General features: G+C 69.7%; 10 protein-coding genes and 2 pseudogenes. 5 read left to right on the top strand and 7 right to left on the bottom strand.

The genetic code is table 11. The features are described 5' to 3' along the window. Positions 1–245: 245 nt before the first annotated feature. On the top strand, positions 246–1,136 hold the full coding sequence (locus ACIRPK_RS29965) for an ABC transporter substrate-binding protein (protein ID WP_403044105.1): 891 nt from the start codon (positions 246–248) through the stop codon (positions 1,134–1,136). Here the strand turns inward: ACIRPK_RS29965 and ACIRPK_RS29960 are convergent. The 3 genes from ACIRPK_RS29960 to ACIRPK_RS29950 all read right to left on the bottom strand — a co-directional run bounded on the left by ACIRPK_RS29960 (position 1,120) and on the right by ACIRPK_RS29950 (position 10,573). Continuing rightward, positions 1,120–2,175 carry a PQQ-dependent sugar dehydrogenase gene (locus ACIRPK_RS29960; RefSeq protein WP_403044102.1) on the bottom strand — a complete coding sequence of 352 codons (1,056 nt, stop codon included), beginning with the start codon at positions 2,173–2,175 and terminating at the stop codon, positions 1,120–1,122. The two genes, ACIRPK_RS29965 and ACIRPK_RS29960, sit on opposite strands and share 17 nt — an antisense overlap. A gap of 545 nt (positions 2,176–2,720) precedes the next feature. Further along, the gene (locus tag ACIRPK_RS29955; RefSeq protein ID WP_403044099.1) at positions 2,721–3,212 is read right to left on the bottom strand and encodes a hypothetical protein; all 492 of its coding nucleotides are present in this window, start codon (positions 3,210–3,212) and stop codon (positions 2,721–2,723) included. Between the two features lie 71 nt (positions 3,213–3,283). Beyond that, positions 3,284–10,573 (bottom strand): polymorphic toxin-type HINT domain-containing protein, encoded by a 7,290-nt coding sequence (locus ACIRPK_RS29950; protein ID WP_403044096.1) that lies wholly within the window; start codon positions 10,571–10,573, stop codon positions 3,284–3,286. Positions 10,574–12,207: 1,634 nt separating this feature from the next. Here ACIRPK_RS29950 and ACIRPK_RS29945 point away from each other — a divergent pair. Beyond that, the gene (locus tag ACIRPK_RS29945; RefSeq protein ID WP_403044093.1) at positions 12,208–15,576 is read left to right on the top strand and encodes a ricin-type beta-trefoil lectin domain protein; all 3,369 of its coding nucleotides are present in this window, start codon (positions 12,208–12,210) and stop codon (positions 15,574–15,576) included. A gap of 247 nt (positions 15,577–15,823) precedes the next feature. Here ACIRPK_RS29945 and ACIRPK_RS29940 read toward each other — a convergent pair. Then, positions 15,824–16,352: pseudogene (locus ACIRPK_RS29940) on the bottom strand (GNAT family N-acetyltransferase). Positions 16,353–16,422: 70 nt separating this feature from the next. Between ACIRPK_RS29940 and ACIRPK_RS29935 the strand changes: the two are divergent. Next, positions 16,423–17,211 (top strand): GNAT family N-acetyltransferase, encoded by a 789-nt coding sequence (locus ACIRPK_RS29935; RefSeq protein WP_403044090.1) that lies wholly within the window; start codon positions 16,423–16,425, stop codon positions 17,209–17,211. Between the two features lie 192 nt (positions 17,212–17,403). Here the strand turns inward: ACIRPK_RS29935 and ACIRPK_RS29930 are convergent, their stop codons facing one another. After that, positions 17,404–17,679 (bottom strand): helix-turn-helix domain-containing protein, encoded by a 276-nt coding sequence (locus ACIRPK_RS29930; protein WP_403044087.1) that lies wholly within the window; start codon positions 17,677–17,679, stop codon positions 17,404–17,406. 257 nt (positions 17,680–17,936) lie between these two features. Here ACIRPK_RS29930 and ACIRPK_RS29925 point away from each other — a divergent pair. After that, a pseudogene (locus ACIRPK_RS29925) lies at positions 17,937–19,055 on the top strand (RNA polymerase sigma factor); the annotation flags it as partial. Here ACIRPK_RS29925 and ACIRPK_RS29920 read toward each other — a convergent pair. Together ACIRPK_RS29920 and ACIRPK_RS29915 are read right to left on the bottom strand one after the other, a co-directional pair. Next, positions 19,043–22,204: a BTAD domain-containing putative transcriptional regulator gene (locus tag ACIRPK_RS29920; RefSeq protein ID WP_403044085.1), complete on the bottom strand. Its 3,162-nt coding sequence runs from the start codon at positions 22,202–22,204 to the stop codon at positions 19,043–19,045. The pseudogene ACIRPK_RS29925 and the gene ACIRPK_RS29920 overlap by 13 nt on opposite strands. 556 nt (positions 22,205–22,760) lie before the next feature. Beyond that, positions 22,761–23,711, bottom strand: coding sequence for a helix-turn-helix transcriptional regulator (locus ACIRPK_RS29915; protein ID WP_403044082.1), 951 nt, complete (start codon positions 23,709–23,711; stop codon positions 22,761–22,763). 100 nt (positions 23,712–23,811) lie between these two features. Between ACIRPK_RS29915 and ACIRPK_RS29910 the strand changes: the two genes are divergently transcribed. Beyond that, on the top strand, positions 23,812–24,645 hold the full coding sequence (locus ACIRPK_RS29910) for an SDR family oxidoreductase (protein ID WP_403044180.1): 834 nt from the start codon (positions 23,812–23,814) through the stop codon (positions 24,643–24,645). Positions 24,646–24,655: the final 10 nt, after the last annotated feature.

The following is a 24,655-nucleotide window of genomic DNA, read 5'->3' as shown; positions in this document are numbered from 1 at the left end:
CCACCGGGCCTCGGCGGCACCGGCCGGGGGTGGCGGCCGGTGTCCGCCGCGTGAGGTGCGAGGATGGCGGTCCCGCCAGCCGTGGGCGGGCCTCTCAGCCGACCGGCCGGGTGCTCATCCAGCACCGGTATCAGGGGCGATGCGAGCAGGCCCGATCCGCTGCGTACCCCGGCAGCCGGCAGCGGTGACCGAGTCTCCACTTCTTCCCTCCCTCAGGAAGTTGCACCCTCATGCACCTCTGCGCCATGCCCACGCGCGCCCTCGCGGCCGTGGGCTGCCTGACGCTGGCCGCCTGCGGCAGCGTCGGCTCCGCCACCCCGGGCTCGAAGGTCGACCTGCGTTCTCGGCTCCCCCAGTCGGTCCGGGACGCCGGTGTCCTGAAGATCGCCTCCGACCTCAACTACCCGCCCGTCGACTTCAAGGCCGCCGACGGGACCGCCACCGGGCTCGACCCGGACCTGGCCGCCGCCCTCGGCGGCTACCTCGGGCTGCGGGTCCAGTTCGTCGACCTGCCGTTCGCCGAGGTGCTGCCCGCCGTCCAGGACGGCAAGGTCGACCTGGCGATGTCCGCGGTGATCGACACCCGCCGACGGCAACTGGGCACCGACGCGAACGACAAGCCGGTCGACCCCGGGGTCGACTTCGTCGACTACTTCGTCACCGGCACCTCGATCCTGGTCCGGCAGGGCAACCCGCTGGGCATCGGCTCGCTGGACGACCTGTGCGGCCGGACCGTCGCCCTCCAGCGCGGCACCGTGCAGGACGAGATCGCCGAGCTGCAGACCGGTGCCTGCACCAGGACCGGCAAGCCGCTGCGCATCCACCGGCTGGACACCGACGACCAGGCCCTCGCCGAACTCGCCTCCGGCGCGGCGGTGGCCGACCTGAACGACTACCCGGTCGCCGACTACAACACCCGCACCGGCCGGGGCAAGGGCGCCTTCCAGGTGACCGGCGGCCAGTTCCAGACCAGCCCGTTCGGGATCACCGTCCGCAAGGACCGCAGCGCCCTGCGCGACGTGCTGGCCAGGACCCTGGACCAGCTGATCCGCAACGGTGAGTACGACAAGATCCTGGCGAAGTGGAACATCTCCGGCGGCGCGGTCACCAGCGCCGTGGTCAACGGGGGACGCTGACCCGCAGGACGCGGTCGTCCCCGTCCCGGGGGCGGCCGCGCCCGTCGGTGTTGCTGGTGGTCACCAGCAGCGTGCCGGCCGGCTCGGCCAGCACCGTCCGCAACCGCCCGTACTCGTCGACCAGTCGGGCCGTCGGCGCACTGCCGTCCAACGGCACCTGCCACAGCCGGGTGCCGCGCAGGGCCGCCATCCAGATCGCACCGTCGGCGTAGGCGATCCCGGACGGCGACGCCTCGGCGGTGGTCCACTGCGCGAACGGATCGACGTACCCGGACCGCCCCGCCTTCCCCTCCACCACCGGCCAGCCGTAGTTGCCGCCCGGCGCTATCAGGTTGAGCTCGTCCCAGGTGTTCTGCCCGAACTCGGCCGCCCACAGCCGCCCTTGGGGATCCCACGCCAGTCCCTGCACGTTGCGGTGCCCGAGGCTGTAGACCACCGAGCCGGGGAACGGATTGCCGGGCGCGGGCGCCCCGTCCGGGGTCATCCGGAGGATCTTGCCGCCCAGCGAAGCCCGGTCCTGGGCGAGCGCGGTCCGGCCCGCCTCGCCGGTCCCGGCGTACAGCATGCCGTCCGGGCCGAACGCGATCCGGCCGCCGTCGTGGTTGCTGCCCTTCGGTATCCCGGTCAACACCGTTCGCGGATCGGTGAGTTGGTCGTCCTGATAACGCAGCCGGACGATCCGGTTGTCCTCCTCGGCGGTGAAGTACGCATAGACCGCCCGGTCCTCGGCGAACCCCGGCGACAACGCCAGCCCGAGCAATCCACCCTCCCCACCGGGCCGCACCCCGGGCACCGTCCCGACCTCCACCCGCGCACCACCCGTCAGCGACACCCGGGTGACCCGCCCCTGGTCCCGCGACCCGACCAGCAACTCCCCGTCCGGCAACCGGGCCACACCCCAGGGGGTGTCCAGCCCGTCGGCCACCGTGCCTACCGGCGACGGGCTCTCCACGGGTGTGCTCTCTGCCACCGGCCGGGCCGCCTCGCAGCCGGTCAGCAGCAGGGCGGCGAGCAGAACGGCGACGGGTGCGACTCTCACGGCGACCTCCGGTGACGGCTTCCCTCCAGCACACCACGCCGGGGCCCGGCCCCGCTCCCCCTTCGGTCGGGCGCCATTTCCATCACAACCAGAGCGTCGTCGGTCAGTCTCCCCGGCATGGTGAGCTGTTCATCGAGTCCAGCAGGCGCAAGGAGGGGAGTCTCCGCTTGCGCATGAAGGTCCGCTCGCCCGGCTCACGTCGAACTGCGGTGAACGGTGCGCTTCGCCACAGAACAGACGCACGGGCCGAGCTTCACAACGGCTTGAACGGGATTAGCGAGTTACTTTTCAAAGCCGCGCCACCCTTTCCGACCACGCCAGTCCATTCTCGACTTCCACTGCAGTTCATACCTGCAACTGGCGATGTTGGCTTCCGAGGATGACCTCGGAAGCCAACATCACGAGGGTGTTCGATCGACTACAGCATCAAGTCTCCAGCACTTCATGGCCATCACCCGCCCCCATGACGGACGCAATGGGATCGAGAGATTCCCTGACCCTTCAGCCGTGCCCAGATTACGCCAGGCAAATATTATCCAGATCGCCTATGATTCAATCATATGAGAGTAACGCTGGCGAATATAGACCCCTGCACCTTGAATCTCAGAGTCCGCGCTCGCCAACGCGTCAGATGAAACCATAGCCAATGCATCACCAGAGCCAAGTGCGGCCAGGAGGGATGCCAGTTGCAGATAGTCCTCCACATCAGGCTTAGGCAGGTACTCGATTGCATGGCGGGCCACCTTGGAGGCCACCTCCTCGCGGGGGCCGGCCACCAGCACCTCGCGAGCCTCGACTTCCCACTTTCCTCCGACTGCAAAGCGAAAGAGCTGTGGAACAAATTCAGGAACATCTCGAGTGAACAGCCTCAGAAAATTCAAGGCCGCTCCTTGGTCCCATACGGGTGCTTCCACGCTCAACGCAGCCGCCAAAATATCGATCCGCATATTTGAGCCATTTACAGCAGCCCGAAGCTTTGCGATATTTTGCTCTGCGGCAACCAAGGACTCCCACAGAATTACATTATCGGCAGTCATATATTCACGCCCCCTTGCTGAATAATTGTCTTCTCGACGCCATATCAGGCCGCTCGCGGCTGGACCTGACACTAAGGAGTTTTCTTTCCAGTATTGCTCCAACCACCATCGATCAGCAGCTGGTCAAACTCACTCCTCGGCATTACGCGTGTGGGAAATAGGGTCACATGCCCTGGGGCCATCTTCCCTCCGACATCTATACCATCCGCTATTGAACCGACGCCATCAGGGACTCCAGGGAAGGAGCGGATCTGCTGCCCAGGCGAGAGCCCTGCAACCATAATATCTTCAATACTGGAGTAAGCAGACTTGCCATGGACGGCTAGATTGGCCAGCTCTTCCGGCGTGGGGGGATGAACATTGCCGTCAACATCCACAGGAAGGTCATCTGGGCGAGCTTTTGCCGCCCCCGCAAAGAAGCACTTCTCATCGTCATTATGTACCAGCACCGGAGTGCTCCCCGCCAGCACATAGTATGTATGGAGATCGCTGATCGTAAGGTTGTATGCGTTGCGGGGCTGGGTGACGAAGCTGCGGACGCTGGTGATTCCGATCAACGTGCCATCGGGTTGGCGGAGAGTTTCCCCGGGGTGAAGGTCCCGCGCATCGACCCAGCGCTCAGTCGTTGCGTTCCAGTATGGGTGCTGCTGGGTTGAGGTGAGCTTCTGCTCTCCCCCACTGGATGCGATGGTGATCTCAGTGAAGTCCCGGTCGTCGGTTCCGATGACCGTCCCGATGACAGGTTGAGCCTCGGTGATGCCGCTCTCAGGATCGGTTGCGATGACCTGATCAGATGTCGTTATCTGATCGATTTCCTTGGTTGTACCGTCCGCAAGGAGAACCAAGATACCAGCGGGAAAACTGTTCCTCTTGCAGGCGATAAATTGCATTACACGCTCGAATATACTACCCGACCTGGAAGCTGTGGACGCTGCCTTTACTCCTCGACCTCCACCTCCCCCTTCGAACTGCAGGAACAAGAACGCGAGCTGCCCGGATGCCTCTCCCGCTCGACCTTCACTGAACCCCTCGTAGATTTCTGCAACATCTGATGCCACCCCCAGGACCATGTTCGGTCCGACTGGTGAGAGGGCGGGATTGGTCTGCAGTTGAGTCAGCGCGACATTTTTACAGGAATCCCATGATCCACCGACGCAATGGTAAGCATCGGTGGCTGAACTAGCCACAAAATCGGCCCCGCCCTTGACCGCACTTATGCCCTTGTCTGCGAACCCGTGCACTGCGTCTGAGAAGAAGCTCCCGATACTGGAGCCACCCTTCTTTTTCCAGACCCGGAACGTTGGCGTACTGAAGTCCTGACCCCCGGGTGTCTGTCCGCCGAGCTTGTTGTCCGTCGGGCAGCTTGGGGCGAATCCGCTGCCGCAATCGAGTTTCAGGCCGCTGGGGTCGCTGAAGTTGATGGGGTTGTTGTTGCTGTAGGCGTAGCCGTTCCACTGTTGTGGGTCGGTTGTGTCGAGGATGGGGTCAGGGTTGATGAAGCGGCCGGTGGTGGGTTGGTACTGGCGGGCGCCGAGGTTGGTGAGGCCCGTGGTGTTGTCCTTGGTGCCGTTGATGTAGCCCTTGTCTCCGGCCCAGGCGGAGGCGGCGAGGAGGGTGTCACGGGGGTTGCCGAAGGGGTCAGTGGGTCGCCTAGTGGTGGCGAGTGTGGTGAGGTCGATGCTGAGGGTGTTGGTGCCGTGGTGGTCGGCCAGTTGGGCGACGAAGGTGCCTGGGGCGGTGCCGGCTCCGGTGCGGACGATGGTGAGTCCGCCGGGGATCGGGTAGTAGCGAGTGCCGGTGGATGTCTTGGTGGTGGTGTCGTAGACGAGTTCGTCTGCGCCGAGGTTGATGGTGGTCTTGCCGGGGTTGCGGCGGATCAGCTGGTTGCCGTCGGCGTCGTAGACGTAGGTGGTGGTGGCGGTGCCCTGGGTGACGGAGGCGAGCTTGCCTTCGGTGTTCCAGGTGAGGGTGGCGCCGGCTGCGGCGTCGATGGCGTTCCAGCTGCCGCTGGACCACTTGGACTGGTAGCCGGGCGCGTAGATGAGGAACAGGCCGTCGTCCTGGACAGCGGCGAAGTAGCCGCTGCCCGCGCCGACGTAGGTGTTGGACGACCAGAGCGCCACGCGGGCGGTGTCGTAGACGACGAAGTTGCCGTCGTCCTGCATGGTCGCCCAGGCACCGGGGTGGTTCGCAGTGTTGCTGGACCACAGCTTGTTGCCGGTACGCAGGGAGGTGAGGACGAGGTTGCCGTCCGCCTGCATCGCGAGCTGGGTGCTGCTGGTGCGGAGGTTCTCGCCGGACTTGAGAATGTAGCCGGCCCTCAGGGTGCGGCTGGACTTGGGGTTGGCGATCTTGGTGGTGTTCCCGGTCGCGTCGAACTCGTTGGTGGTGGTCTGCGCGCCGGAGTTGTTGCCGGCGACCTTACTGGTGAGCAGGGCGTGCGGTCCGCCGGTGCCGCCGCCGGATGTGAGCGGCTGAGTGGGTGTGTTGAGTGTGCCGGGGGTTCCGAAGGTCTGGGTGGTGGTGGAGTCCTTGGCAGTGTCACCGACGGGATCGTGCTGGGTGAGGGTCTTGCGGTTGCCGGTGAGGTCGTAGGTGTAGTCCTGCCAGTAGGCGTTGGCGCCGCCGACGGTGGTCTTCGCAGGCGCGATCGCTCCGCTGGTGGGGGTGGTGTTGGTGCAGGATCCCTGGTCCTGGGTCTTGTGCTGGAGCGGGTCGGGCGTGCTGAGGGTGCCGGTGTCGGTCCAGGCGGTGGTGAGGCGGCCGAGGGTGTCGTAGGTGAAGCACTGGCGGGAGGTGGCCGCCGGGTTGTTGTCGGGGGTGTCGGTGATGGAGGTGATGGTGCCGGACGGGTTGTAGGTGTATCTGGTCTGCTGGACCGCACCGGTGGTGGAGGTCTGCTTGTCCAGGAACTGTGAGCGCACCCGTCCGGTGGCCTGGTCGTAGTCGGTGGTGGTCACCACCTGCGAAGCCCACGGGTTGACAGTGGACCGGATCGGGCGGCCGAACGCATCGTACGCCGTCTGCGCGTCGTAAGTCGTCGCGCCGCCGTAAGCGAACATCAGCCCGTAGTCGTTGTACGAGTAGCCGATCTCCTCGTACGGCAGGCCACCGAGCGCCGGCGCAGTCACCTCGTTCGCGTTGCCGGTCACCGGGTCGTAACTTGCGCCGGCGGTGTAGCTGTAGGTGGTACCTGCGGCCTGGCCGACCTCGGTGCCAGGGATGGTGGTGGTGCTGCCGGTGGTGCGGTAGCCGTTGTCGTAGCCATTGACCGTGGTGGTGTACGCCTGGCCGGTGCTACCGCCGATGTAGCGGGTGGAGGAGGTGGGCTTGCCCTTGGCGACGGTGTCGAAGGTCCAGGCAGCGAGTTGCTTGGCAGCTGTCACCGTCCCGTCGTACAGGCCCGTCTTACGTCCCATCAGGTCGTAGGTGTAGGCCAGGACCTGCTGCTTGGCGTCAGTGGTGGTGGCCAGGCGTGACGCCGCGTCGTAGGTCTGGGCGGTGGTCCCGGTGTCGGGGTCGGTTGCGGTGATCTGGCGTCCGCGCAGGTCGTAGCCGTAGCTCCAGGCATTGCCCATCGCGTCAACCCGCGTGGCCTGCTGACCGGCCGGCGCGTAGGTGTAGCGGGTCACAGCCGCGTCGGCGGCCAAACCCGTTGCGGTGGAGGTGGTGTACTGCCAGAACTCGCTCGTGCGTCCCCGACTGTCGGTCAGGGTCGTGGTGGGCCATGACCCTTGCGGCGGGATGACGTCGGTGCGGTCCACTCCGGGGTAGGCCGTGACCGTCTGGGTCTGCTGGACTCCCAGTGACCAGAGCGCCGTGGCGACCGGGCGGCTGAGGCCATCGAAGGTGGTACGGGTCTGAGCAGGGATGTCGCTGTCCACAACCGAGAGCAGCGTTCCCGAGGGTGCGGCCTCGCCGTTGTACCAAGGCGCGGTTCCGGAGCGGGCGCGGCCCTGGGAGTCGTAGCGTGTATCGGTGACCATGCGGCCCTGATAGCCGGGGCTGGCCGGTGTGGACTGGGTCTGCCGAGTCCGTCCGAATCCGTCGAACAGCGCCACCTGGCGCATGTACACCGGTGAGGAACCGTCGACCGTGAGGGAGGCGGTGGTGACTGTGGATGGTACACCGGTCTGATTGGAGACGGTGTAGGTAAAGGTCCGGTTCGCGTTGGGCTTCGACGCCGGAGTGCGCCCCGGTGACCAGACCGCCGTCGTACGTCCCAGCGCGTCGTATGTGACGGTGACCGTCTTGCCATTGGGGTCGGTCGTGGTGAGGGGCAGTGACCGGCGGGTGTCGAGAGTGCTGACGGTGTCCCAGGTTGCGGCCGTTGCCGAGCCGGGGATCGGAGCTGCCAGGGTGATGGTGGTGGGCAGTTCACCTGCTGCGGCGGAGGCGAAGGTGGTGGTGGAGGTGGCGCCGTTCGGGTGCTGGGCGTCGGTACTGTTGATGTCTGTCACCGATCGCACTCGGCCGTAGGCATCGAATGCTGTGCTGGCAACGGACACAAACACGGGTACGCCTGTGGCGTCGTAGCGGTCCAGGACCTGCTGTCCGGTCGAGTTGGCCGTTTTCGCGGCCTGACCGTACGGCAGGCTGTCGTAGAGCACCCGGCTGCGGGAGGTGGTGTTGGCCGCTGAGGGCGTTGCGGTGCAGGCTCCGGCTCCGGAGACGGTCACCGTTTCTGCGAGCAGGTCGGTGCGCTGAGCGTCCGGTCCCGTCGCATAGTCGGTCCGGGTGCACTGGTCGGGCTGACCGTCGGCTTGCTCGAGTGCGGTGAGCAGTCGGTTGCCGTGGTCGGGGTCGGTGGTATTGGTCTTGGTGGTGGTGCGCCAGGTGCCGTCGCTCTTGCGGGCGCGGTTGACGGTGGTGCTGGTGGTGGCGTTGTAGCGGGCCACCAGGTTGGGCAGGCCGCTACCTCTAACGTGGGTTGCGGTCGGCTTGTCGACGCTGGACTGGTTGACGGTCTGTGAGACGACAACGGCGCTGGAGACGCTTTCGAAGGTCTCGGTCTTCAGGGCCTGGCCGGTCAGCCAGTCGACGTCGTCGCCGAGTCCGTCTGGGAGAGGTACGGAGCGGGTGCCGCCAGCGATGCGGGCGTCGCCGTGCATGCCCTGGCGGTAGGTGGTGGTGGTTTTGCTCTTGGGGCCGTCGTTGCCGTCGCCGGTGGTGACGGTCACGGTGGCGAAGCCGCGGAAGTCGCCCCACGTGCGGGCCTTGGGGTCGGTGAACTCACTGTCGTCGCGGTGCCAGCCAGCGGGGCCGTACTTGTAGGCGATGATCTTGGCGGGGGATCCGGTGGCGACGTCGTTCTCCGTGAGGGAGGCGACTGTGTAGTGCAGGAACCAGTCGAGTACCGGTTCAGCATCTGGGCGCGAGCCGGGCGGGGACCAGCGCACCGGGAAGCAGGACCTGGTGTTGTCGTCCTCGGCGGTTGGCATCACGTGGTTGATGCGTGAGCAGTCGGGGAGGTTGTAGTCGATGTTGAGAACGCCGCCCATCTCGTTCTTGATCTGCTGGATCCGGGGGCGGTTCATCAGCGGCGGTGCCGGTAGCAAGTCGGTTCCGTCCACCCGGTTGCGCAGCATCACCGGGACAAAGGTGACTGGCGGGGTGGGGATGCTGGGGGTAGCGGTCTTGCCGGTGCGCTGCACGGAGTCCAGCCACAGAGACTTTTGGCTGGGGGCGGGGCTGGGGGGATCCTCGGGGTCGGGGCTGGGGATGTTCTTGGGGTCGGGGAAGGAGTGTGCCAGGGCGTAGCTGTCGACGTCCTGCCAGGCGTTGTTGACCCGGACCTGGGTGGCGATGGCGGTCAGGCGCTTGGTGGTGAAGTAGGTGGGGCCGTACTTGGTGCAGGTTCCGGTGGACTTGCACTCCTGGTCGACGGGTACGTCCGGCCAGTTGTCCTTGTTCGCGACGGTGCGGTTGGCGATGTCGCAAGCCGTGCCGGCGGCCAGGCAGCGTTCGGCGATGGTGAAGTTGACCCGGGCGGCGGGCTGAAGGGTGCCCTTGGCCGTGATCTGGGCGTCGAGGAGCTGGCCGTAGTCGATGCGCTTGAGGGTGGTTGCGCGGGTGTAGGAGCTGAGAGCGCCGTTGCCGTTGTTCTGGCCGCCGCCGCGGGAGTAGAAGTTGGCCTCCGGCTCCCAGGTGTAGGTGGTGAGGTTGCCATGGGCGTCGACCACGTAGTCCAGCGACAGGCGCTGCCACATCTGGCACCACGACGCCTTGCCCTTGGCCGGGTCGTAGCAGCGGTCACCGCTGTTGGGCGCGTAAACGGGCACCGTGGAGGCCGACTTGGTCTCCGGGTCGCTCTTGTCGCCACCGGGAAGGTGGTTGAGACCGAAGTAGTACACCGTGCCGGAGCTGTCGGTCACCTTGGCGTAGGCACCGTTGTCGGTGCCGTTGGCCGCGCCGGTGCCGAACTCGACCTTCGTCCCGTCGTCACCCTGGAGGTGCCAGATACCGGTGGCATCGTCCGAGGCGGCTGAGCCGTCTGTGGCACGAACCAGCGGGCCGGAGTGCGAGCCGAGGGAGAGGGTGGCGTTGAAGCCGCCCCAGCACAGGTCACTTGACCCGGTGATACCGCTCTTGTCGCACGGCTTGTAACTGCGTTCGATGAAGCCGGGATTGAAGTCCCAGCCGTCACCGATCCAGGAAGCCTGCGCGTTGGTGGCCGAGGTCCTGCCGTCCACAGCGGAGGAGTTGTAGCCCAGCGAGACGCCAGGGGCAGACCCACCGAGGGCCGGGGGTACCTGGATGCCGTAGCTGTAGGTCATGTTGCCGGACGAGTTGCCGGCAGCCCAGCCCGACGATGCCGACAGGCTGGTGGCGCTGTAGGTGCCACCGCCACCCGAGGGGCCCGTCTCCGCACTCAGCAGCACCGGCGCGGGCACCAAAGCCGTGGCAGGGGCTGCCAACGACGCCTTCACCACCCCCGAGCCTGCCGCAGCGGTTGGGCCGGTCGGCAACGCAACATCGGCGATCACCCGCTTGGCGGCCGCGTCATAATGCGTGGTAACCGGAGTGCGGACCAGGCAGGAGCCGACCTGAGGGGTGGTCAGGGCGCAGGCCGGAAGGGACACCAGACGGCCGCGTGCAGCGAACTGCCCACTGGTCGCGGCATCCAGCGCGGTGAGGTCCAGGCCTACCTGCACCAGGGCAACCGCGGCGCTGGCGTCCGTACGAGCATCGGGAGCCGCGCTTGCCGAGGCGGACCCACTAGCGGACAGAGACAGCAGAAGGCCGTCGACACCCGCGGCCGTCGCTGCCGACTCGTCGGACTGCACCACCGTGACCGAGGAAGCTGAAGCACCCAGCCCTTCAGCCTTGCCCTGGGCGTGCAGCGGTGGAGGGGTGTTCACCCAGACCGGGAGACTTCCGGCCCTGACCGGGGCTGCACCCAGCTGTGCCGCCGCGCTTTCGCGCTTTGCAGGAGCCTTGTGCACCAACGGGACTGACGCTTTGGGCACTGGATAGTGTGGTGTGCCCTCAACAGGCTTAGCCGCATTGGTCACAGGAACAGAAATCGTACCTGGCAACGGGGTACCGGTCGGTGCCCAGATCCGGGAGAAATCCGGGGTGGTCGCAGCCGCCTGGGTGACCATGGGCCCCAGGAGCGAGGCCAACACTGCCAACCCCAAGGGCCCGGCTATTCGCCTCCGAAATCCGACTTCCTTGCGGAAACTGCTACGAACTGGCACCTACATCTCCAGACCTGGCAAACGATTATGACGCACCGTCACCTTCTTGGGTGACCATGGAGCGGATCCTATGGCAACGGACACTGACCCTGCAGGCAGATATAACTTGACCGTCCACTGCAACCCGGACTACCTGGATACTTAGGGAACTTCCTCCCAATCAAGGCATTTGCCGATTAATGCCGTTGACTCACTGTCAATTCCCTGGAAGCGTACAGAAACCCTCTGCGATGCCAGCGTCAGAGGAACGGAAGGATTGCGAGGATCGCGTGCGCCCTACCAAATTCACTTATTTGACAGACGGTCAGCAAATGTCCGACTTTCACCCCCGTCCGGTGAAGAGGCGGGCGCAGGTGGGCTCCCTCGCAGCCCTACTGTCCTTGTCAGCAGGCGTGCTCGCTCTCAACCCGATGTCAGCCCAGGCAGGCACCGGAGTCGACTTCCAGCACGCAGTCCGCGCCAGCGACGCCGTGCACGCGAGCGAGACCCTGAACCTCCGACCGGCGGATGCAGCCATTGCTGAGGCGAAGCGGACCGGCAAGGACGTGCCGATCCCCACGCTGACCGACGAGTACAGCACCTCAGTTGCCACTCCCACCGGCAAGATCCGCCGGAACCAGAACCTGGAGGCGCAGCGCACGAAGCGGTCTGACGGTTCGTGGGGCCCTTTGGATGACACGCTGGTGCAGGGCGCGGACGGCTCGCTCGCACCGGCAGCTGCGAGCGAGAAGCTCGTGATCTCCAGCGGTGGCAGCGGGCCCCTGGCAACGATGATCACCAGGGACGGCAAGCAGCTCGCGGTGGGCTCACCGTTCCCCGGTGCCCTGCCAACGCCGGTGGTCAGTGGCAACAGCGCGCTCTTCACGGCGGTGGCACCGGATGTCGATCTGAAGGTGACAGCGACCAAGTTCGGCGGCTACACCACCGTGTTGGTGCTGCACACGCCTGCCGCCGCCGCGAACCCGGCCGTACGGGCGCTCAGCTTCCCCACCGTGTCCAAGGGCCTCGACCTGTCCTCGTCCGCAGACGGGGATCTGCGGGCTACCAGCGGTGGCGAGACGGTGTTTACCGCGCCCACGCCGAAGATGTGGTCTGCCGCAGCGCCCACCAGCGAGGGTGCAGCGAAGGCCCTGAAGGGTACTGCCCTCGCTGAGAAGGCCCCAACTTCCACTCCTGGTATGTCTGGAGCAGCACAGTCGACGGAAAATGTTCCAAGCAGCGCCGACGGGCCTGGATCGACGGCAACGGTAACTGCCGTCCCTACGTCGGCTAGCACGGATGCGAAGGGCAACGGGATGATCCGGTTGTACCCGAGCCCGGAACTGCTGGACGGGGCGGACACCAGGTATCCGATCTATGTCGATCCCGTGTGGTCGAACGACGCTCGGAGCAAGAGCCACCATGCCTGGGTACAGCAGGCCATCCCCACCACGGGCAACTTCGACAGCACGGGCTCACAGAACCGTAATCACCCTGGAGTCGGTTATCAGGGCTGGGAGTCACCCTCAGGGATCGAACGGTCTCTGTTCGAGTTCAGCCTCGGCGGCTACCTGAGCACCACCGTCATCAACTCCGCGACCCTGCACGTGCCGCAGTACAGCTCCTCCAACTCGTCCTGCGTCAACGGCTATCCGATGAACCTCTACCGGGCGGCTGCCTTCAGCGACACCGTCAGCTGGAACAACTACACCACCTACGAGTGGGTCGACGGCAAGACCAGTGTGCCGGGCAACGGCAGTTCGGGCTGCCCCGGCGAACTCAGCATCGACTTCAACGTCACCGCCCCCCTGCGCAACGCCCTGACCAACCCTGGGGTCCCGTTGGCCTTCGCCGTGCTCGGCAATGAAGGCACCGGCGACAGGGTGAGCTTCAAGCGCCTCGGCTACAACGCCATCCTGTCCACCGAGTACGACCACGTCCCGCTGACCCCCACCGACCCCGCGGCACTCCCGAGCCCGCGCCGCCTCACTGCCGTGAACACGGACGCCTGCTGGAACGCGCCCCTGTCCGAGTACGGCTGGGTGACCGACACCGGCACCACCCTCACCTCCGTGGTCAGCAGCTACAACCAGTCCCAGCTCACCGAGTACGCGGCCATCTGGGACAACGCCCTGCCCGGCAGCCCCGTCGCCAGCGCCGGCTGGTCGGGCTTCGTCCCGAGCGGCAGCCGCGCTTCCTACACCGTGCCCCGCGGCACCCTCCAGGACGGCCACCACTACGGCTGGCAGGCCCACGGCGACGACGGCATCATCAGCGGCCCCAACACCGCCGCATGCCACTTCGCCGTCGACACCACCCCGCCCGTCGCCGCGTTCGGCGCCTTCACCGACCCCGCCACCCAGTACCCGCCCTCCGGCAACGGCCAGACCACCAACCTGCGCCTGGGCGACACCGGACACATCCCCTTCGCTGCCTCCGACCCCAACCCGTCGGGCCTGCTGACCTCGGGCCTGGCCTGCGTGCGGTGGGGCTACGACCCGCAACTTGCCACCTACGACCAGATCTGCGGCACCGGCGGTGCCCCGCTGAGCGTCACCGACATCACCACCAAGCCCACCCGCTGGGGCACCAACACCCTGTACGCGCAGGTGTACGACTACGCCGGGAACAGCTCCCAGACCCTCTCGTACTCCTTCTACGTCCCCTGGACACCCGGCCCGGTCGCCTTCGGTGACACCACCGGCGACGCCCGACCCGACATCCTCGTCCCCGACGCCGCCGGCAACCTCATCACCCACGGTCGCGCCACCGACCCCGGCAACACAAGCGTCCCGCCCACCGGCACCGCCGCCCCCGCCGTGCAGGCGCCCGAGCTCGACAGCACCTGGAAGGACTTCCACACCACCCACCGCGGCTCCCGCAACCCCGGTGACAACGCCGACGACCTCTTCGTGCACCGCGACGGCGGCGACAAGCTCTACTACTACGCCAACGACAAGAGCAACCTGGGCCGCTTCGCTCCCGACTTCAAAACCTCGCTGCCCCGGCCCAACTGCACTGGGACGTGCACCGGGTACCACCAGGACAGCGACTGGCGGTACACCTCCCAGATCACCCCGATCGGCTCCACCAGCACCACCCGCACCCCCAGCGGCAAGTTCACCGACGCCACCGGAATCCTCACCGTCGAGTCCGGCAACCTCTGGTACTACCCGCCGAAGAACAGCGTCTCACTGCGCGCGCCCGCCCTGGTGGCCACCGGCGGCTGGGACAACCGCGACCTGATGGTCCCCGGAAACACCCTCAACATCGGCACCGACACCGCTCCGTCCCTGTGGGCCAGGGACCGCGCCACCGGCAACATCTACCAGTACGCCCTGACCACCGCGGCCCGCAGCGACGCCCTGGGCAACTACACCGTTGTCACCGCCGTCACCGCCAGCCCGGCCAGCCCCATCGGCACCGGCTTCACCACCGCTTCCTTCCCCACCGCCGCGTACACCACGATCGGCGCCGACGGCGACCAGACCGACGACGGCATCCCCGACCTCTGGGCCCTCGACACCAACGGCAAGCTCCACGTGTGGCCCGGCATCGCCACCAACAAGGTCGTCACGGGCTTCACCCCCGACCACTACCGCGGCGACACCCGCGCCCCCGCCGTCCAGTGGAAGCTCAACGACAACACCGGCAGCACCTCAGCCGCAGCCACCCCCGCCTCCACCACCACCAAACCCAACAACTACAGCGCCACCAACAAGAACGTCACCTACACCGCGGACACCGTCGACGGACGAACCACCAACGTCGCCATGTTCAACGGCACCGACTCGGCCCTGAACTCCGGCGCACCGGGGGTGGACACCAAAAAGAGTTTCACCGTCAGCGCCTGGGCCAAGTCCGGCCCCCAGGGCGGCATCGTCGCCAGCCAGGACCTCACCCGCGCCAGCAGCTTCCTCCTGTGGAGCGAGGGCGAAGGCACCGGAAAAGCCTGGCGCTTCTCCCTCGCCAACGCCGACAACGACGCGTGGCCCTACGACACCACCGGCACGGTGAACGGCTCCGCCCTCGTCAAGGCCGGCAAATGGACGCAGCTGACAGCCAGTTACAACGCCGCCACCGGCCAGACGAGCCTGTACGTCGACGGCACCCTCGCCGGCAGCGGCTACCACGACTCGGCCACCAGCCCGACGCCCAGCGGAAAGTTCGCCATCGGCCGCTACCAGTCCCAAGGCGGCCCCAGCATCAGCTTCAAGGGCAGCATCAGCAACGTCGCCGTCTACGACGGAGCCTCCGCCACCGCCCCCACCACCGCAGCCATTCGCCACGCCGCCAGCGACAACTGCCTCGACGTCCCGTTCAACGACACCACCCAAGGCGTCCAGATCTACCCCTGCAACACCACCCCCGCGCAGCAGTTCACCCTCAACCCCGCCAACGGCACCATCACCGCCAGCGGCAAATGCCTCGACATCACCGCCGACGCGACCGTCAACGGCAGCGCCGTCAGCCTGTGGACCTGCGCCCCCGGTGCCCAGAACCAGATCTGGCTCCCCCGCGCCGACGGCAGCATCTACAACCCCCGCTCCAAGCGCTGCCTCGACCTCCCCGGCAACTCCACCACCCCCGGCACCCGCCCCACCATCTACGACTGCAACACCACCCCCGCCCAGACCTGGAGCATCCCCACCACCAAGACCCCCGCGCTCCCCACCAACCCCTGATCATCGTCGATGACCCCGAGTGGCAGGTCGCTCGGATGAGCAGTGGGCCGGCCCCGCAGCACGGTTTGAAGTGTGCTGCGGAGCCGGCCCACTGCTGTTCACGGTGCGGGAGCGGCGTTTTCCCTCGACCAGGCCGCCGCCGATGGCGCCACGGGCCCGGGCCCGGGCGCGCGCACGTGGTTGCCGGTGCCGACCAGCCCCACGGGTTCTCCATGCGATTCCGAAGCCCGTTCGAACCTTCACACCGTCACATCGGCAGCGAACGCAGCCGCACCGCCCCCTCCGGCCACTCGACACCCTCCCGCAACGGCATCCACAGCGTGCACAACGGCATCACCACCACCCCGCCCGGCTGCCGCACCTCCACCTCCCCCGCCACCGACCGCCAACCGAGCCGCCGATAGAGCGGAACGAGCTGCGGCCGACAGAACAACACCCCGAACGACGGCCCCAACGTCCGGGCATGCTCCAGAGCCGCCCCCACGACGGCACGGGCCAGCCCCCCGGCCCCGCACATCGGGAGCGACGGCGACGCCACCGACGCCCATCACCTCCGTCTCCAACTCCCCGATGGTGACTGGCAGTCGGAGCAGCCCGGTGTGGGCGACCAGGCGGCCGGCCAGGCGGATGCCGAAGTGCTCGTCCTTCGGCAGCCAGGTCAGCCCGAGGGCGGCCACCCCGAAGGGGTCGGTGAGGTCGCCGAGGATCTCGGCCTTGTCGTCGTCCGTGTACCGGGCGATCCGCTCCGGGGCGGGCAGCAGGTGATGATCGGTCATCCCGACATGATCCGGTCCGCCCCGCAGCCCGACAACCAGGTCGCGCCGACACCCCCGATAAGGTGGCCGGATGTCCCTGCTCAGCCTGCACGACAAGGCCGTTCTGGCGGCGCGCTTCGAGCGTGACCCGGCGCTGCATCAGATGGAACTCGGCGACCTCGACGACCTGTTATGGCCGCACACCTCCTGGTACACGGCCGGCGATGACGGCCCGGTGGCGCTGCTGTACAGCGTCGGCGACCCGCCCACCCTGCTCGCGCTCGGCCGCCCCGAGGAGGACGCCGCCTGGCGGGAGCTGCTGCACGCGCTGCTGCCGGTGCTGCCGCGCCGCTTCCTCGGGCACCTCTCGGCAGACGCCCTCGACCTGTTCTCCGGCAGCTACGCGGTGCGGCGCCACGGCACCCTGCGCCGGATGGCCCTCACCGATCCCGCCCTGGCCGACCGGCACCCGGCCGGGCCGTGGAAGCCCCGGCCGCTGAGCCGGGCCGACCTGCCGGAGCTGACCGCCCTGTTCGCGGCGGGCTACCCGGGCAACTGGTTCGACGACCGGATGCTCGACAGCGGCCGGTACGTCGGGGCCAGGGACGACTCCGGCAGCCTGGTCGCCGTCGCCGGGGTGCACGTCCACTCCCCCGCCCACCGGGTGGCCGCCCTCGGCAACGTGACCACCCACCCGGCCGTCCGTGGACGCGGTGCGGCCGCCGCCTGCGTGGCCGAGCTCTGCCGCCTGCTGGCCGACACCGTCGACCACGTCGGCCTCAACGTCCGCGCCGACAACGCCACCGCGGTACGGCTCTACGAGCGCCTCGGCTTCACCCACATCCTGGACTTCGAGGAGGCCACCTTCACCGCCCGCTGACCCGTCGCCGCGCCTGGCCGTCGGCGACCACCGAGCGCCCCGAGGCGGCCGCCCGGCCGAAGCCCTCGCGGGATCCCCGGCCCCGCCGGGGGCTCCTCCTCGGCGAAACCCGTGAGGCGCGTGGGGCCGCTCCCGCCGGGGCAGCCCGGCGCGCGGGCCACGGCCCGGGGCGGCCGCCGGCGACCGCGCACCCTACGACGGTTCGGACCCCTCCACCGGCTCCGGGAACCGCTCGGCCAATCCCTGCAGCAACCGCGCGTATGCTTCGCGCTGGGGCGTCCGGGGCTCGACCCGCCCCTTCTCCCAGGTCCAAATGGTCTCGCGCTTCACCCGCAGGGCGTCCGCGATCTGCTGTTGGGTCAACCGGGCGGCCCTGCGCAGGCGGGCCCGCTCCGTCGGCGGGGGAAGTTCCTCGGTACGGGCCAGCAACGCGTCCACCGCTCGGAACAACGCCCCTGGTTCCGTCATTACGCCACCTCCGCGCAGTACCCTAGCCTCGATGTCACTACGGATCTAACACCCACGCCGGTGCCGCCGGTGTAGTCCATTCGGCCATTGGGCGCAATACCGTGGCCCACGTCACGTAATTCGATCCGTAACGGATCGACCTGCCCCGCGATGAACGGGGAGGTGTTGTCGCGCGGGAACGAGTTCCCGTACCGCGTTGTCCCACTCCCCCTTGTGAGAGGCTCCTCGTGTCGCTCAGCTCGACCAGCAGGGTTTCCGTCGCCGAGAAGAAGCGTCCCGCCAAGCGGGCGGCCAAGGCCGCCGTGGCCGCTCCGCAGCCCGCAGCGTCCACCGAGGACGCCGGCGGCGACTGGGAGGACGACAAGGAGCAGGCCGCCGCCGAGCCGGAGGAGCAGGAGGGCGGGGTCTTCGTGCTGTCCGACCGGGACGACGACGACGCTCCCGCCCAGCAGGTGTCCACGGCCGGTGCCACCGCCGACCCGGTCAAGGACTACCTGAAGCAGATCGGCAAGGTCCCGCTGCTCAACGCCGAGCAGGAGGTCGAGCTCGCCAAGCGGATCGAGGCCGGCCTGTTCGCCGAGGACCGGCTCGACGTCGACGACAGCCTGACCCCGCAGTTCCGCCGCGAGCTGGAGCTGCTGGCCGAGGACGGCCGCCGGGCCAAGAACCACCTGCTGGAGGCCAACCTCCGCCTGGTGGTCTCGCTGGCCAAGCGCTACACCGGCCGCGGCATGCTCTTCCTGGACCTGATCCAGGAGGGCAACGTCGGTCTGATCCGTGCGGTGGAGAAGTTCGACTACACCAAGGGCTTCAAGTTCTCCACGTACGCGACCTGGTGGATCCGGCAGGCGATCACCCGCGCGATGGCCGACCAGGCCCGCACCATCCGCATCCCGGTGCACATGGTCGAGGTCATCAACAAGCTGGCCCGCGTCCAGCGCCAGATGCTCCAGGACCTGGGCCGCGAGCCCACCCCGGAGGAGCTGGGCAGAGAGCTGGACATGACCCCCGAGAAGGTGGTCGAGGTCCAGAAGTACGGCCGCGAGCCGATCTCCCTGCACACCCCGCTCGGCGACGAGGGCGACAGCGAGTTCGGTGACCTGATCGAGGACTCCGAGGCGGTCGTCCCGGCCGACGCGGTCTCCTTCACCCTGCTCCAGGAGCAGCTGCACTCCGTCCTGGACACCCTGGCCGAGCGCGAGGCGGGCGTGGTCTCGATGCGCTTCGGCCTGACGGACGGTCAGCCGAAGACGCTGGACGAGATCGGCAAGGTCTACGGCGTGACCCGTGAGCGGATCCGCCAGATCGAGTCCAAGACCATGTCCAAGCTGCGCCACCCGTCCCGCTCCCAGGTGCTGCGCGACTACCTGGACTGAGCCTCCCCGGCCCGGGCCAGCAGCGCCTCGCTGCGGGTCAGGTCCAGCAGGTGGCCGATCCCGCGTTGGAGTCCGGCGGCCTGTTCGGCGAGTACCACCGCGCCGGCCGGGTCGCCCTGGTGCAGCCGGGCGGTGGCGGTCACCAGCAGGGCCCGGGCCTCCAGCGGGCGGTAGCCGCCGGCCCGGCAGAGCTCGGCCACCTGCCCGGCGAGCCGGGCGGCTTCGGCCGGGCGGTGCTCCAGCAGCTCGACCTCGGCCAGCCCGAGGGTGGCCCGCAGCTCCGGCAGCCGTACGCCGCTGGCCACCGCGAGCCGGCGCGCCCGTCGCAGGTGCAGGGCGGCCAGGTGGGTGTGGCCCGTCGCCAGCCGGTACCCGCCCAGCGCGACCAGCGCGCCGCACTCGGCGAACGGGTCCCCCGTCCGCAGCACCAGCGCGAGCGCCGTACGGGCGTCCCGCAGCGCCTCCTCGGGGCGTCCCGCCGAGAGCGCCACCCCCGACCGTTCGACCAGTGCGGCGGCCTCGCCGTCCAGGTGACCGAGGTCACGGTCGATCAGGTGGGCCGTGGTCAGGTCCCGGTGCGCGGCCTCCAGCGCGCCCCGGCGGTGCCGCAGCACCCCGAGGTTGATCAGCGCCGCGGCCTCGCCGCGCCGGGCCCCGGCGGCCCGGTGGATCTCCAGCGCCTCGGTCAGGTGGGCCTCGGCCTCGGTCAGCCGGCCCGACAGCAGGTAGCCGGCGCCCAGGTTGTTGTGGTTGATCGCGATGCCGGTCCGCCAGCCGAGCCGCTGGTGCACGGCCAGTGCCGCCGACATGTACTCCACCGCCTGGTCGGCCCGGCCGAGGATCGAGCAGGCCACCCCGATCCGCTCCAGCGCCGAGGCCCGGAACCGCTCCAGCTCGGCCGGCCCGTCGGTGGTGCGGTCGGCCACCCGGACGATCCAGCGGTTGTAGCCGACCGCGCGCCGGTAGTCGCCGGTGCAGTGGTGGGCCATCGCCAGGCTGGTGAGCGAGGCGATCACGCCGGCCCGGTCGTCCCGGGCCAGTGCGGCGGCCAGCGCCGTCCGGGCCACCGGGAGCCAGTGCGGGTTGCCCCGCCGGGCGGTGTAGTGCGGGCGCAGCGCGTCGGAGAGCAGCCAGGCCATCTCCGGTGCGCCCTGCGCCACCGCCGCGCCCTGGGCCAGCACCACGGCCCCCTCGTACCGGGCGATCCAGGCGGCGGCCGCCCGGGAGTCGGTGAACGGTTCGCCGGGCAGCCGGAGCGCCTCCGGTATCGGCAGCCGGACGAACTGCGGGAACAGCGTCCGGGCGGCCGCGTCGGCCAGGTGCAGGTACAGCGCGTACAGCCGTCGGGAGGCGGCCAGCCGTTCGGCCTCCGGGTCGCCCTCCAGGCCGAGCAGCTGGGCGTAGCGGCGGAGCAGGTCGTGCACCGTCCAGCGGTCGGCGGCCAGCTGGGTGATCAGGTGCGCGTCCAGCAGCCGGCGCAGCAGCGGGGCGGTCCGCTCGGGGGTGGAGCCGATCAGCGCGGCCGCCCCCTGCGGGCCGAACTCCGGGACGGGCAGCAGGCCGAGGCGGCGGAACAGCAGCTGCTGGTCGGGGGTCAGCGCCTGGTACGAGTAGTCGAAGGCGGTCCGGATCGCGGCCTGCTCGTCCCCCAGCACCTCCAGCTCGGCCAGCGCGCTGGCGCCGGACAGGGCGGCGGCCCGCTCCGCCAGCGTCGGGTAGTCGGTGCCGGCCAGTCCGGCGGTGGCGATCCGGATCGCCAGCGGCAGCTGGCCGCAGGTGCGGGCGATCTCGGCGGCGGCCTCCGGTTCGTCGGCGACCCGGTCGGAGCCGACCAGCCGGGCGATCAGGGTGACCGCCTGATCAGGGGTCAGCAGGCCGAGCCGCAGGTCCCGGGCGCCGTCCCGGGCGACCAGGCCGGTGAGCCGCTCCCGGGAGGTCACCAGCACGCAGCTCTGCGGTCCGGCGGGCAGCAGCGGGCGGACCTGCTGGGCGGTGCGGGCGTTGTCGAGCAGCAGCAGCACCCGGCGCTCGGCCAGCACCGAACGGTAGAGCCCGACCGCCTGCTGCTCGTCGGCGGGGATCTGCTCGGGCCGGACGCCCAGGGCGCCGAGCAGTTGGGCCAGTGCCTCGCCCGGCGTCATCGGCTCGCCGGGGCCGTGGCCGCGCAGGTCGAGGTGCAGTTGACCGTCCGGGAAGTGGCTCCGGGCCTGGTTCGCCCACCAGGTGGTGAGCGCGGTCTTGCCGACGCCCGCCATGCCGGAGACCAGCACCAGCGCGGGCAGGCCGTCCGGGAGCAGCGCGTCCAGCTCGGTTAGCTCGCCCCGGCGGCCGGTCAGTTCCCGTACCACTGGCGGGAGTTGACGTGGGATCAGCAGCGGCGGCGGGCCCGGCCTGGGCGCGGGCCGGCCGCCGGTGGGCCGGTCGCCGGCGAGCAGGCGGCGGTGGGCGTCGGCGAGCGCCGCGCCGGGGTCGGAGCCCAGCTCCTCGCGCAGCCTGGCCCTGGTCCGCTCGTAGAGCTCCAGGGCCTCGGCGGACCGGCCGCCCTGCCGCAGGGCCAGCAGCAGGAGGGCCACCAGCGGTTCGGCCAGCGGGTGTTCGGCCACCAGCGCGGAGAGCTCGGCGGCCACCAGGGCGTGCCGGTCCAGCTCGAGTTCGGTCCGGTAGCGGCTGGTCTGGATCTCCAGGTACTCCCTGGTCAGGGTCTCCCGCATCCGGTCCGCCCAGGCACCGGACACGCCCGCCAGCGGATCGGCCCACAACCGGGCCGCCCTGCCGAGGAGTTCGGCCGAGCCGGGCCGGTCACCGCGCTGCTCGGCCCGCTGGGCGTCGGCGGCCAGCCGGCGCAGCCGGTGCACGTCGATCTGCCCGGGCTCGGCGGTCAGCGTGTAGCCCGCGCCGTCCCGGAGCAGTTCCAGCCCGGGCCAGGGCGCCAGCACCCGGCGCAGCCGGGCCAGGTACGCGTAGAGGGTGCTCCGGGCGGTGGGCGGCGGCTGTTCGTCCCAGACCCGGTCGATCAGGTGGTCCACGCCCACCTGGCGGCCCGGCGTCATCGCGAGCACGGCCAGCACGGCGCTCTGCTTCGCCGTCCCGGCGGGGACGAAACCGTCCGCCGTCTCGACCCCGACCCGACCGAGCAGTCTGACCAGCACGTGCACCCCGTTCTTCGTTCCTGCGGTCCCTCGCGGTGGAGGGCGTCCTGCGTGCGGCCTTCCGCCGGGCCGGTCCCGCCCTCCGGAGTGTCCACCCCATCGGGCCGTCCGGCGGGGTGTGCCGTCGACCCGTGCAAGATTCTTGCAATCGGGCCGGGCGAGACTGTCCCCGACCCCGGAGTTCCGGGGTCCGTCGGCCCGGCGGGGGCCGGTTGGGCGCGCGCGGGGGCGTGCTGCAGCCGGCGAGTCCGGTCGGGGCGACGAGTGGTACGGGCAGGTGGTCCGTTGACATGCGGTGGCTCCGCGTGGACAGGTGCCCGCCCGACGCGGGCTCCATACACCCGCGTCGGTGCCCTGTCGCTGTGCCTCGGAGCTTCCGTGTCCGCGGTTCCCGGTCGTGCTCACCGGTGACCGCGGCACGGACCACCTCACCCCACCGACAGCCGATCGGGCGGCGCTGCACCGCAGACCGATCGGCTGTCCCACAGACACCGCGCGTGCCGGCACCCCCAGCGCCGGCACGCGCGGTCTCCACCCCCACGGGGCGTCGGTACGCCTACCGGGGCGGCGGGTAGCGCGCGACCAGCTCTGCTCCCAGCCTGGCCAGCTCCTGCCGGGCGGCCGGCGGGTCGAGCACCTCCACCCGGGCGCCCAGTCCGGCCAGTTGGGCCGCCACCACCTCCGCCGACGGGCCGTCGAGCTCCACCTCCAGCCCGCCGTCGGCCAGTTGACCGACCGTCCGGAGCCGCCCGTCGAACAGCCGGTGCAGCACCGCCGAGGCGTCCGGCGCCGCCCGCACCCGGACGGTGGCGGCGTGCAGCCGCTCCTCCATCCGGGCGGCCAGCGCGCGCCAGGCCACCGCCAGGTCGAACCCGTCCGGCCGGGCGACCGGATCGCCGGTGGCCACCGCCGAGACGACCCGGCTGAGCCGGAACGATCGCAGGCCCTCGGCCGTCTCCGCGACCAGGTAGCCGACCCCCGCCTTGGTGGCCAGGCCGAGCGGGTGGACGATCCGCTCCCCCGCCGCCCGCCCGGGGGTCGCGTAGCCGAGCCGCACCTGCACCCCCGCCACCACCGCCCGCTGGAGCGCGTCCAGGTGTGGTTCGGCCGCCGTGCTGGTGGCCCGCGACCAGTCGGTGGGATCGGTGAACCCGGCCCGGGCGGCGGCCTCGGCGGCCGGTCGCAGCGGCGCGGGCAGCGCTCGCACCAGCTTGCGCAGGACGGTCCTGGTCTCCGGCGAGGTGGCGGCGGGACCGGCGGTCAGGAAGAGCGAGCGGGTCTCGTCGGCGGTCAGGCCGGTCAGGTTGGTCCGCGCCCCGCCGACCAGTGACCAGCCGCCGTTCCGGCCGCGCTGCGCGTGCACCGGGATGCCGGCCATCGCCAGCGCCTCCAGGTCCCGCCGGGCGGTGCGCTCGGACACCTCCAGCTCGGCGGCGACCTGGGCCACCGTCACCTGCCCGCGCTCCTGGAGGAACAGCAGGGCGGCCACCAGGCGATCGGCTCTCATCGGACCTCCGGTAAATGTGGCCAGAAGGTGGCCACTTTACCGTCCAGAGTGGAGTCATCGCCGCGAACGAGCGCGGTACACCGAACAGTTGGAGCTGACCATGATCGTGGTGACCGGAGCGACCGGGAACGTCGGACGTCCGCTGGTGCAGGCCCTGGCCGGGGCCGGGGCCAAGGTGACCGCCGTCTCCCGGACGGCGGCCGAACTGCCGCCGGGCGTACCGCACCTGACGGCCGACCTGGCCGACCCGGCGAGCCTGCGGGCCGCCCTCACCGGCGCCGACGCGCTGTTCCTGCTGATCGCGGGCTCGGGCCTGGAGCTCGACCCGGAGGCCCTGTTGGGCGCGGCGAAGGCGGCCGGGGTCGGCCGGGTGGTGCTGCAGTCCTCGCAGGTCGTCGGCACCCGGCCCGGCGTCCCCTCGCACGCCGGGCTGCACGCCTTCGAGCAGGCCGTCCAGCGGTCGGGGCTGGACTGGACGGTGCTGCGGCCCGGCGGCTTCGCCTCGAACGCCCTGCTGTGGGCCGAACCGGTCCGGGCGCACCGGACGGTGGCCGCGCCGTTCGGCGACGTCGGGCTGCCGGTGGTCGACCCGGCCGACATCGCCGAGGTGGCGGCGGCCGTACTGCTCGGCGACGGGCACGCCGGGCGGACGTACGAACTCACCGGCCCCGCCTCGGTCTCGCCGCGCGAGCAGGCGGCGGCGATCGGCGCCGCGCTCGGCGAGCCGGTCCGCTTTCTGGCGCAGAGCGCCGCCGAGGCCCGGGCCCAGCTGCTGCGCTTCATGCCCGAGCCGGTGGTGGACGGCACGCTGGACATCCTGGGCCGCCCGACGGCCGCCGAACAGCGGGTCGGCCCGGACGTCGAGCGGGTGCTCGGCCGGGCCGCCCGGCCGTTCGCCGACTGGGCGCAGCGCCATGCGGCGGCCTTCCGCTGAGCCGCCGCGC

This window comes from Kitasatospora sp. NPDC101801 (assembly GCF_044766665.1).
Taxonomy (GTDB): Bacteria; Actinomycetota; Actinomycetes; order Streptomycetales; family Streptomycetaceae; genus Kitasatospora.
This window is presented reverse-complemented; position numbering and strand designations above follow the sequence as displayed.

Coding starts and splice junctions, on each gene's coding strand:
- ACIRPK_RS29965 (WP_403044105.1), top strand. CDS start 246: ATGCCCACGCGCGCCCTCGCGGCCGTGGGCTGCCTGACGCTGGCCGCC.
- ACIRPK_RS29955 (WP_403044099.1), bottom strand. CDS start 3,212: ATGACTGCCGATAATGTAATTCTGTGGGAGTCCTTGGTTGCCGCAGAG.
- ACIRPK_RS29945 (WP_403044093.1), top strand. CDS start 12,208: ATGATCCGGTTGTACCCGAGCCCGGAACTGCTGGACGGGGCGGACACC.
- ACIRPK_RS29935 (WP_403044090.1), top strand. CDS start 16,423: ATGTCCCTGCTCAGCCTGCACGACAAGGCCGTTCTGGCGGCGCGCTTC.
- ACIRPK_RS29930 (WP_403044087.1), bottom strand. CDS start 17,679: ATGACGGAACCAGGGGCGTTGTTCCGAGCGGTGGACGCGTTGCTGGCC.
- ACIRPK_RS29915 (WP_403044082.1), bottom strand. CDS start 23,711: ATGAGAGCCGATCGCCTGGTGGCCGCCCTGCTGTTCCTCCAGGAGCGC.
- ACIRPK_RS29910 (WP_403044180.1), top strand. CDS start 23,812: ATGATCGTGGTGACCGGAGCGACCGGGAACGTCGGACGTCCGCTGGTG.